The following is a 10,860-nucleotide window of genomic DNA, read 5'->3' on the forward strand; positions in this document are numbered from 1 at the left end:
CTATATCCAATATTACTTTGTTGCTCTTTTCTATTTTCAATTTGTTTATCGTTAAAATGGAATCCATTTGTATACACCACCTATTAAAAAAGGGGAATGAATCCCCTTTCATTTCTAACCCTATTCTTTTGTTTCAGTAGCAGTTGAAGCGGAACACGTACATGTACATGTTGAACATGAGCATGAACAACATCCAGCAGCATAGTTGATGGCTTCAGCACCAACACCTGTGTTACTATAACCATTCATGGATTGAGACTTGATATTCATATAAATACCTCTTTACTCAAAATTGTGTTATGTCAACACTAAAATAAGTTTATCATAACTAATTAACAAGAACCAATATTTTCCTATCGATTAGTTGTTTATATCCAATTTTTGTTCATTTAAAAAAAACAAAATAGGTTATTATACATTCTTTTAATCCTTAATATACAATAATAAATAATATATATAATTCTTTAAAATTTATTTTTCAAACCAATCATAATAATCATCTTGATCTAGTTTTTGATACAATTCAATTAATTTGGAGCACATAGACTGAAAAATAGTGATTCGTTCATTATTAAATTCACGTCCAGAAAATCCAGAAGTTGGATACCTCGTCAATTCTTCACTAAGGAGATCAACTATTTTCAAACTTTGATCATATGAACTTAATACATTTTACTGTTACTTCTTACAATTAACTTAGGAGATCGCAAAAGTGAAACATACGCTTTACAATGGAAACACATCAAATGTTGTCAATCTTTCTACTCATGAAACATTCGAAAGACGACTAAACGAAGCACGAGAAGCTAAATAAAATAGCACTAAACTATGGAGGGAACCAATTAATTTTAACGTTCCTTCCACTTTTAAAGAAGTACAATTCTGTAAAGTGTTCTCTATTTTCAAAAAAAACAAGAGACACCAATTTCTTGGCACCTCTTGAAAATACTGATATATAGGTATTTTTAACGTTTTGAGAACTGAGAAGTTTTACGGGCTTTCTTAAGACCTGGTTGCATGTCAGATATTTTGAAACAGTTGAAAAATCCTTTAATATCAATGAGTTAAACAATATTTCAACAGGTAGGGTTTTAATGAACTTCAACACATTTTAAAGCTCTCGTACCCAAGAATACACGTGAATCAGAACACGACTATTTCTATAACCATTCCTCACCCATAAAATTTAAATTCACTTTCTAATACATAATATGCTATACTCATTTTGGCAACTTGCCCCCAAGGGGGTGATTCCATTGGAAAAATTAATATCGCTAGTCATTGCGCCTATTTTTGTAGGTTTAGTTATTCAACTAATTTCTCACTGGTTAGATGAGAAAGACAAAGACTAAAAGCAAGTTGCTTCTAACCCACACATTCGAAGTCGCAACGATTGTAAAAGAAAACCACTCTATTCGCAGTAGAGTGGTTTTTGTGTTCCATTGTAAAAATTAATATCGCTTCGCACAACCATCATATCAAAAATAATACCAAAAATCAAATTGTCCATATTAAAATAGTCAGTATCCATAAACAGCAACATGATAAAACCTCAAAAAATGGATAATTTTTTCTTGATAGTATTCAACTTTATTACTAACCTATACAAGATAGAGAATGTTCTTTGCCGGTACTCGCCTTTACGTTCTTCTCTATTTGATGGATTAAAAATATACAACCAGAAAGTTAAAAAGATGGTAAAAAATATAGTGAGAGAGATGGAGCTATGAAAATTTTCAAATATTTAAGATAACATCACTTAAATATTTGAATTTATAACTCTTGAAGGGTTCTCCTAGTGAGTCTATAATCAAATTTAATTTGTAAGTATTCATTCTATTATCTAGATTGTTATAATTCATAAAAATGACTATTGATAATAATGATTGGATTACTTTGTCAGCAACTTCAATAACCTCATTAAATATTTTTGCATCCTGATTACCAGAAAAAGCTAAACTACTTTCAATATATTGAGATAGATTAGCAATAGTTTCATCTTTACCAGGTATTGAATCCGATAAAGTCCCATAAATACTTACAATTTTCTCTGTAAATTCTTCATTGATATATTTTTTATGCGCTTTTTTTTAGTAAGTCCATGACCCCTTACTTCTTCTCTTATACGAGCCTCTTTAAGAAGCTTTTCGATATCATTTGAAAAGGAGTTTGTCTCTAAAGAATTATTATCTATCCTTATTAATCCTCTCCCAAAAATATCTAGACCTTTAAGAGCTATACTAGGAAGATTTTCACTTTCTGATATAAGATCCCGAAGTTTAAAAAGTCCAGAATGGTAACTTACTAATTTACATTCTTCAAAATTTTTATCTACAAAACATTGTAGCTCTCCAAAAGACTCAATTAAAATTTCTTTTAGAAAAGACAATGTCAACGTTCCTGTTCACATTGATTATCTCAATTATCGTATCAATTCCGTTAAGCGTAGACATCAACAGTTAGCTCATGCTACACCTCATAAATTAAGACATACTGGGGCAACCTTAGCTAGACAGTCCGGCACTTCTTTAGAACTGATTTCAAAAGCCCTAACCCATAGCGATACTACAATCACAAAAACTTATGTGAACACACCGAATGTCATTAAAATGCCTGTTGGGGAAATAGCCTATCGTAAGTTAATTCAAAAGGATACTGCCCTAAATGGTGTCAACAATGAAAAAAGACGCTTCACAAACTAAGTTGCGAAACGTCCAAATCGTTGATATAAAGCGAATATTAACGTTTTGAGAATTGTGAAGCTTTACGAGCTTTCTTAAGACCTGGTTTCTTACGTTCAACCATACGTGCGTCACGAGTAAGTAACCCAGCGCGTTTCAGAGCTGAACGGAAGTCAGGATCTACCTCCAACAATGCACGAGCGATTCCGTGACGGATCGCACCTGATTGTCCAGCGTATCCTCCACCGTTTACGTTTACGATTACATCGTAAGCGCCTTTTGTTTCAGTAACGCCGAATGGCTGATTGATTACTTCACGCAAGTCAGCGTGTGGAATATATTCTTCAACATCTTTTTTGTTTACAGTAATTTTACCAGTTCCTGGTACTAAACGTACGCGGGCAACTGCATTTTTACGACGGCCAGTGCCGATATATTGAACTTGTGCCAATGAATTTCCCTCCTTAAATTAGGTTTGTAATATCTAATACTTCTGGTTGTTGTGCAGCATGTGGATGCTCAGCTTCGCCGTATACGTGTAACTTAGTAAGTTGCTTGCGGCCTAAAGTGTTTTTAGGAAGCATGCCTTTTACTGAATTTTCGATCAAGCGACGAGAATTTTTCTCACGCAGTTCTCCAGCAGTAACAGATTTCAAACCGCCTGGGTATTGGCTGTGACGATAGTAAATTTTATCAGAAGCTTTATTACCAGTTAATTTAATTTTGTCAGCATTGATGACAATTACAAAATCTCCAGTATCCACATGTGGTGTGAATGTTGGTTTATTTTTTCCACGTAGTATAGATGCTACAACTGTTGAAAGGCGTCCCATAGGAACATCAGTTGCGTCTACTACATACCATTTACGTTCTACTTCGCCAGCTTTGGCCATATATGTTGTACGCACGTTTCTTTCCTCCAATTTTCGTTTCGATGTTTGACATACACTTGAGTTTCCGGGGCTCTTGTGGGGCAAACAATACCATTTAACATAATACCTTCTATTCCCTGCAATGTCAATGAATTTATGCAGTTTTCTCACCTTTTTTCAATGATTTTTTGCCCAATTTTCACTGTTTTACAAGTTTTCCTATCTATTCTGACTTTTCTAAAAAGAAACTAATGATCCATCTATCAACAGAATTTTTACATCTCCGATTATTCCGACATTGCTTACTTTTCTTTTATTATTATAACAGTCCTTTTCTTAATGTCAGCAGGCTTCCTGAGCTGAAAACCACAAATATTTTTTGTCATTTAAACAGCTATTTTCAATTTATTACTATCAATATTTCCCTGATTCTTTGTTCTTTTCCCAGTCTTCAATTGTTAATCCTTTAATAATATCCGTCACTATTTTATCTTTATCAATTCTGGATTTTGGTAATCGTCCTTCTTTTTTCATCCCGATTTTATCCAACACTCGCCCTGAGTTGTGATTTGTTTCATCATATTTAGCAAAGATTCGTTGAAGCTGCAGTTTTTCAAAACCAAATGCCATTAAAAGAATACAAGCTTCCGGCACCAGTCCCTGTCCCCAGAACTTTTTATTTAATGTATAACCAATTTCCGCATTCTTGTTCAGCATATCTACCCGCAGATCAATTGAGCCGATCATTTTTCTATTTTTCTTCAACTCAATCGCATACTTGCCTAATGGATCAGCAATAAAATAATTTGCAATGACTACTTTTGTTTCTGTAAAATCTCTATGGGTAGGAAAAACATACTTGGTATTTTCTTCGTCTGACGCATATTCATGCATATCTCCCGCATCGCTCATGGAAAGCGGGCGCAACAATAACCGTTTACTTTCCAACTGCTGATTTTCAGCTAAAATCAATTTATACTCTAATGTCGCTTCCATTTCATCTTCCCAACTTTCATTTGTTTTATGTCTACTTTAGCGAAATGAGTGCTAAACCTCAAGCGTTGTTCTCCATTATTTTAAGTCATCTTTAAGCTTAACCAAGTATCTTTAATTTATCCCACAGAATGAAGAGGTTCCATCGATGAAGAAAAAATACCTAAATATCTTATTCTTACTAGTAGTTTTATTGAGTGTCAGTTCTGCTTTCTACTATCTGAGATTACAGTCCCCGATAATAAAAGGCAGCGCTGCCAGTCAGGAAACAGCTTTTGAGGTAACACAAACTCAACTGGCCGCTGCCAAAACTTCTGCTAATCAAACGATGATCACCGCTGTGCAGATGGGACCTGAGGATAGTCCATTATACAGCCAGCCCGACAGCAGCAGTGAAGAAATTGCTCTAGTTACTCGAGGCGAGTATATGGAATACTTGGATACTGAAAACGGCTGGTATCACGTGATTGTCAACAATGAATATGAAGGCTATGTTTCCAGCTTATACAGCGAAAAATGTTCAATAGATGTACCAGTCACACCTACTTCTCTGGAAGATGCCGTTGTTGTTCTGAATCCCGGCCACGGTGGTGAGGATACTGGTGCGCTTAGTAACGATGAGTATTATTATGAAAAAGACGTTACCCTTTCTACCGCTCAGGCGATTCAGGAAACACTTGAGACAGCCGGATTTACGGTCATTTTGACTAGAGATTCAGATATTACCGAATCACTGGATGATATTTGTGCGGACAGTATTGATAATCAGGCTGATTTTTTTATCAGTCTTCACTATGATTCAACGGAATATATGAATGATGCTTCTGGAACTACAACCTACTACTATTACAATACCTATAAAGAACTGGCAGAAATAGTAAATGACGCCTTAGCTTCTACACTTCCACTGGAAAATCGCGGCGTTGAAGTCGGAAATTATCAGGTTCTACGTGAAAATACCCGTCCATCACTGCTTTTAGAGCTGGGTTACATGAACAATGACTACGATCAGTGGACCTTTATGACAGAAAGCTATCAACAGCAGGTAGCTGAGGCTTTATTGGAAGCTCTAACAGAGTATATCCAAGCGGCATAACCTAGACAAAACAATTAAAATTATGCTACCCTTCCCCTTTAATTTGAAAAATAAAGGTAAGACACATTTCATATACAGTATTTCTCCATGACTTTTGATTATACTTATCAATAAAAAGTTATGGAGGTTTTTTTATGGAACAATGGATTTCAAAATTTTTAACATACAAAGGAACATATCACAATCTGTCTTCACGAACAATCAAAGCATATAAATCAGATCTTTATCTTTTAAATGACTACTGTACCCTGCAAAATATCAAATTGACGGACGGTATCCTCCCCTTTATCAATGAGCTCAATCATGAGAAAAAACTAAAAGCAACCTCCTTAAAAAGGAAATTAATCACTTACCGCATGTTCTATAGATATTTATTAAATAATCAAGTAGTTGTGAAAAACCAGCAGTTTGAAGGAGCACGTTTAAGTTATCCTATTCCAAAAAAGATGCCAAAAACTCTAAAAATTACAGAAATCAATCATCTTTTATCAACAATGTATGAGCGAATACATAACCCGACAGTCAGCTCTTATCAAAAAGGGAACTGCATACGGGATACTGCACTCTTAGAACTGCTGATTTCAACAGGTATTCGCATCAGCGAAGCCAGCAATATCCAGCTAAATGATTACGATCAATCTGATCACTCACTTTTAATCCATGGAAAAAATCGAAAAGAGCGGTTAATCTACCTTTCCAGCAACGAAGCAGCAGAAGCCATCGCAGCCTATTTAAAAATCAGAGACAGGTTCCATCCTAAAGACAACAGTCTTTTCGTCAATAAATATGGAAAGCAGCTTTCTATCTATGGCATTGAAGATATTTTTTCAAAATACTTAAGGCTGGCAAATATCGAAAGTACCGCAACACCTCATTATCTGCGACACACTTTTGCAACCGAACTATTAAACAATGGTGCCAACATAAGAGAAGTACAGGAGCTGCTGGGGCACTCCAGCATCGTAACCACTCAGATTTATACAGAAGTATCGCTAAAACGAAAACGACATGTGCTGGATACCTACAATTACCGAAATTCAATGAACATAAAAACCTCCAAATAACTATAAATTATTTGGAGGTTTTTAGTATGTTGACTAACAAAGAACATGATTTAATAAAAAAATATTCAGACAATAGTAACGATACACTTGAAAAAATAGAAGAGATAAATGAGATATTCCCAGTGAAAATATCTAGCTATTTATCAAAAATTATTGAGCAAAAAAGTAGTTCAGGTATAGCAAAACAATTTTTACCTGACTCTCTAGAATTAGTTGATAAAGATGGGGTTGGAGCATTTTTTTCTGATGAAATAGAAGTGAGTAAAAATACTTATCAAAAATACCCAAATAGATGTATTATATATACATCATCCACGTGTTTTGCTCATTGTCGATTTTGTAGTAGGAAGGAAAATTGGAAAAAGAATATTCCATTTTCAAAAACAGATTTCGATTTTACTGTAAAAGACATTCGTAGATCCCCTCAAATTGAAGAAGTCTTGTTGACTGGAGGAGATGCATTAACTATTACTGATACAAACTTAGAGTATATGATAAATAGCTTATCTGAAATTGATCATATAAAAATAATCCGACTAGGAACACGCGCATTCACAATGCATCCATCAAGAATAACTGATAAGTTATGCATTACTCTTGAAAAATACAAAAAGCTTGTTATATCTACGCAGTTTAACCACCCAGAGGAATTTACAAATGAATGTATCTCATCAATAAGAAAAATACAAAAAACTGGGATTCCTATTCTGAATCAATCTGTACTTTTAAAAGGAATAAATGACGATATCACTACATTAAGATCCCTATTAACTTGTTGCGCTAGTAATAGAGTTATTCCTTATTACTTATTTCACTGTTTTAAAGTTAAAGGTGTTCAACATTTCCGAACACATCCTCTACTAGGAAAACAATTATTGGATAAACTAATAGGAGAAATTGGCGGTTGGTGGATTCCCAGATACATTCTAATACCTGAAAGTACAGGTGTGAAGGTTCCTGTCTGCCATTATGGAGTCTTACCACAACCGAGTAATTCCGATAGTTTATTTTTGAAAGATTTTAAAAATCGTATCATACCGTATGACTAATTGTAAAACATTAATTCACATGGTTCAAAGGTTTGGGAAGCAAATAAAGACCGTCTATTTGAGTTGTTTCTTTCCAGAAATGGCTCATTATTATATTTTGCTCTTTTTCTATTTAAACAATCTAATTGGTCTTTTGAAAGATAAGCCATCTTATCTACTATTTTTTCTTGCGGATAGCTAAGAAAAGCTATATTAAATTTCAAATAATTTTGAACAATAGGGTCAGGACAACTTTTAGCATATTTTATCGCCATTTTAATATATTTTTCAGTATTTACTACATCATTAGCCAAATTTGAAGCAATAGACATATTTTGATAAATGTAACAATATTGCAATGGTGAGATAGCAAAACTTAATGCTTTTTCAAAGGTAGTCAATGCCCCTTCCTCATCTCCCTTTAGCAGATACCATAGTCCTAAATTATTCAAAGGGAAATGTATCTCTAATAGGTGGTTTTGTTCAAAAATTTTAATAGATTTTTCAAAAACTGGCTTACTATTAATGAAATCTCCATTCATTAGATATTCTATTCCAATATTATTATACGCAGTAGCCAAATATCTAGATACTCTAAAACTCTTTTTAGGATGATTTAGAAAATAATTAATGCTACTTTCTAATATTTCTACACATCTATCAAAATCATTTTCAATCATTTGAATGGAAACACACAACATTTTTTTTGCTTCTTCATCAAAATTGGGATCATTTAAAAAATTAAAATATATTTCTCTTGATTCTAAGTAGCATCCCTCTAAATCATAGGATGAACAAAGAATTTTAGCCTTTTCTAGTTTGTCTACCTCGTTTTCGAATGTAATGGGCGATAATAGTTCAATTGATCTTTGAGATTCATTTAGATAATAATAAGCTTTTGCTATCGTGATTAAATGATGTTTGTAGTTATTATTACTCAGTACTCCCATTTCTTCTTCGCTCATGGTTTCATATAGGAATTTGATTCTATCCATTTCAGATGCTAGATATAGATTTTCAATCAATTCTAATTTCAAGTGTAATTTTTTTATTTTATCTGTTTTATCATAAACTAAACAATTGTCGACTATCTTAATTGCACCAAAATAATCATAGTTTTCTCTCGATAAAGCAGCAAATTTAAGAGAAAATTTGACATACTCTTCATCCAAGTTTAACTTTTTAGTTAAATCTGTACAAGCCTTCAAAAAAATCATTTCATTGTTCAACTCGTTCTTACTTAAAAGATAAGCTTCATATAACTGCTTGTTCAGTCTTCTTTCTTTTACTTTTGAAATGTACGGAACCATTGCAGGGAAATTTAATTTATAAAATCTTTCTGTTTCTTTAATAATGTTTTTTTTAACCAAAGCTTCAAGTGCCTCTTCAAAAGAGTAATCATTAAATTCTTCAATATTACTGAAAAGAGGAAATGGAAGTTTATCATTACTGAGATGTATCATTTCAATAAGCCTCTGTTCAGTTGAAGAAAAACTTTCAAATTGATTCATCATCACAAACTTAAAAGTACTATCTTTATCGAGATCATAAATCGCATCAATATCATTAGTCAATAAGGAAACATAGCCAGGAACTCCTGATGTTAGTTGATAAACTTGTTCTGTCGTATCATCTATTGGGATGTCTTTATCCGGCAATTTCTTTTGAATATATTGAGAAATTATTTCTTTAGAGAATGGTTTAAGGTTAATGGCATTTCCTTTTTGGATCAGTTTTTTCAAAACCCAATCAATATTTTTTCTATCCCCAGTACTATGATCATAGGTAATAAATAACGCCAGTTGAATATTTTTCGCAAGTAACAAGCTTAGAAAACTTCGTATCTCATCATCCATGAATTGGCAATCATCAATAAGTATATATATCATTTCATCACTTATTTTAGAGATTTTTTCTATTATAACCGTTAATTTTTCGAGATACATTTTTTCCGGTCCAGGAAGATCTTGGATTTCTTTTTTATAACTTTTAAAAGATTCCTCTAACTGATTGAGTAGCTTTTCAGGAGAGTACTCAACTCCAACTGGAGCGCCAGGGATTTCTAAACTAATATTCAATCCTTTTATAAATTCAGTTAGTATAGGAATAATTTCTACTCTTTTTTTGATTTTCTGATTTTTTGTTGCTTCTTCAATACCTCTAATAATCGAATTTCTTAATAGTAAATGATTGGATATATCATTATTATCCAAAGACAAATAAATAGTAAAATTATTTTTTAGAAGATTATTTTTTAAGTGTTCGAGAGTATATGTTTTCCCCATTTGATCCGTTCCAGTCAATAATAAATATTTTTCTTTTAAATCTGGATTATAAACTAAGGATTTCACTTCATCGTAAAATCCTTTTTTGTCATAAATAAACTTATCCATTATTTTATTAACCTCCAAATAATTTATAGTTATTTGTATATTATTATACCTGAGAATCGGCAGTTTAAAAACAGTAATTTTTAACATATAAAAAGAAAATAATTTCCTTTTAAAAATTCATATCTACAACAAAACCAAATTCTATTTCTTTTAGAATAAATCTTCGATAAAAACAGCTGGTTATTCTGTAGTAACTCCTAGCCAAAAAGTTAGATTTTCGCTTTAACTTGGGATAGATACTTTATTCACTTTATCCCCTCCTAACTCCCAGGATTACTTCGCTTTCTCACTCATTCTCCATCTGTGTCATATCATTCGCATCTGTTGCTTTCGTTGCCTTATCGGTTATTCCTGAATACCCTGTTAAAAATAAAGCTGCTGCTGCCATCCTTATAAAATATTTTTTCAATTTCATTTTTTTCCCCTCTTCAACTGTGGTAGTTCAAAAGTTACTAACTAAAATGAACCAACTCCCTGATGTTACTGGGGTTTTCGGCACTTTTTGTCTCTCTCCCCTGTTATCTTAGTGGGTGAAGCGAACACTTTATAATGAGCATCATTGAGCTAAAGCTGCTGTTCTGATACGCTTTCTTCCTGCACTTTTTAACGTCAGAACGCTCAATGATGGAGGTTCGTTATCAAGTGCACCAGTTCTTTAGCTGGTTCTTTTCATAGATTCTTTTGAACTACCTCAACTGTTTTGTCAACAACCGGCAATGAAGTATGCCTATGT

12 protein-coding genes and 1 pseudogene are annotated in these 10,860 nt (G+C 33.1%); 5 read left to right on the forward strand and 8 right to left on the reverse strand.

The genetic code is table 11. The features are described 5' to 3' along the window. Positions 1 to 120 precede the first annotated feature (120 nt). Positions 121 to 270: a listeriolysin S family TOMM bacteriocin gene (locus LI951_RS03440; RefSeq protein WP_229441285.1), complete on the reverse strand. Its 150-nt coding sequence runs from the start codon at positions 268 to 270 to the stop codon at positions 121 to 123. A 977-nt stretch (positions 271 to 1,247) separates the two neighbouring features. On the opposite strand from LI951_RS03440, the gene LI951_RS03445 reads away from it, so the two are divergent. Then, positions 1,248 to 1,352, forward strand: a complete 105-nt coding sequence (locus LI951_RS03445; protein WP_420705910.1) for a type I toxin-antitoxin system Fst family toxin — start codon at positions 1,248 to 1,250, stop codon at positions 1,350 to 1,352. 59 nt (positions 1,353 to 1,411) lie between these two features. Here LI951_RS03445 and LI951_RS15065 read toward each other — a convergent pair whose 3' ends face one another. Beyond that, positions 1,412 to 1,543, reverse strand: a complete 132-nt coding sequence (locus tag LI951_RS15065; protein WP_267491459.1) for a hypothetical protein — start codon at positions 1,541 to 1,543, stop codon at positions 1,412 to 1,414. Positions 1,544 to 2,038: 495 nt separating this feature from the next. Continuing rightward, the gene (locus LI951_RS03450) at positions 2,039 to 2,389 is read right to left on the reverse strand and encodes a hypothetical protein (protein WP_229441287.1); all 351 of its coding nucleotides are present in this window, start codon (positions 2,387 to 2,389) and stop codon (positions 2,039 to 2,041) included. On the opposite strand from LI951_RS03450, the pseudogene LI951_RS03455 reads away from it, so the two are divergent. Then, positions 2,382 to 2,751, forward strand: a pseudogene (locus LI951_RS03455) (tyrosine-type recombinase/integrase); the annotation flags it as partial. The gene LI951_RS03450 and the pseudogene LI951_RS03455 overlap by 8 nt on opposite strands. Here the strand turns inward: LI951_RS03455 and rpsI are convergent. The 3 genes from rpsI to LI951_RS03470 all read right to left on the reverse strand — a co-directional run bounded on the left by rpsI (position 2,740) and on the right by LI951_RS03470 (position 4,549). Beyond that, positions 2,740 to 3,132, reverse strand: coding sequence for a 30S ribosomal protein S9 (gene rpsI, locus LI951_RS03460; protein WP_202065265.1), 393 nt, complete (start codon positions 3,130 to 3,132; stop codon positions 2,740 to 2,742). The pseudogene LI951_RS03455 and the gene rpsI overlap by 12 nt on opposite strands. Before the next feature lie 13 nt (positions 3,133 to 3,145). Beyond that, positions 3,146 to 3,574, reverse strand: coding sequence for a 50S ribosomal protein L13 (gene rplM, locus LI951_RS03465; protein WP_236671774.1), 429 nt, complete (start codon positions 3,572 to 3,574; stop codon positions 3,146 to 3,148). Between the two features lie 393 nt (positions 3,575 to 3,967). Further along, the gene (locus LI951_RS03470; protein ID WP_202065276.1) at positions 3,968 to 4,549 is read right to left on the reverse strand and encodes a GNAT family N-acetyltransferase; all 582 of its coding nucleotides are present in this window, start codon (positions 4,547 to 4,549) and stop codon (positions 3,968 to 3,970) included. 145 nt (positions 4,550 to 4,694) lie between these two features. Here LI951_RS03470 and LI951_RS03475 point away from each other — a divergent pair, with 145 nt between their 5' ends. The 3 genes from LI951_RS03475 (at position 4,695) to LI951_RS03485 (ending at position 7,755) form a co-directional block, all read left to right on the forward strand. Beyond that, positions 4,695 to 5,642 (forward strand): N-acetylmuramoyl-L-alanine amidase, encoded by a 948-nt coding sequence (locus LI951_RS03475; protein WP_229441288.1) that lies wholly within the window; start codon positions 4,695 to 4,697, stop codon positions 5,640 to 5,642. Between the two features lie 134 nt (positions 5,643 to 5,776). Beyond that, the gene (locus LI951_RS03480) at positions 5,777 to 6,706 is read left to right on the forward strand and encodes a tyrosine-type recombinase/integrase (protein ID WP_229441289.1); all 930 of its coding nucleotides are present in this window, start codon (positions 5,777 to 5,779) and stop codon (positions 6,704 to 6,706) included. Between the two features lie 11 nt (positions 6,707 to 6,717). Next, entirely contained in the window at positions 6,718 to 7,755 is a 1,038-nt protein-coding gene (locus LI951_RS03485) for a KamA family radical SAM protein (protein ID WP_267491695.1), read from the forward strand. Here the strand turns inward: LI951_RS03485 and LI951_RS03490 are convergent. Next, complete coding sequence (locus LI951_RS03490) at positions 7,752 to 10,127, reverse strand: tetratricopeptide repeat protein (protein WP_229441291.1); 2,376 nt, start codon at positions 10,125 to 10,127, stop codon at positions 7,752 to 7,754. The genes LI951_RS03485 and LI951_RS03490 overlap by 4 nt on opposite strands. A 286-nt stretch (positions 10,128 to 10,413) precedes the next feature. Continuing rightward, positions 10,414 to 10,542 carry a hypothetical protein gene (locus tag LI951_RS15070; RefSeq protein WP_267491696.1) on the reverse strand — a complete coding sequence of 43 codons (129 nt, stop codon included), beginning with the start codon at positions 10,540 to 10,542 and terminating at the stop codon, positions 10,414 to 10,416. Positions 10,543 to 10,860: the final 318 nt, after the last annotated feature.

This window comes from Enterococcus sp. BWT-B8 (genome assembly GCF_020567625.1).
Taxonomy (GTDB): domain Bacteria; phylum Bacillota; class Bacilli; order Lactobacillales; family Enterococcaceae; genus Enterococcus_L.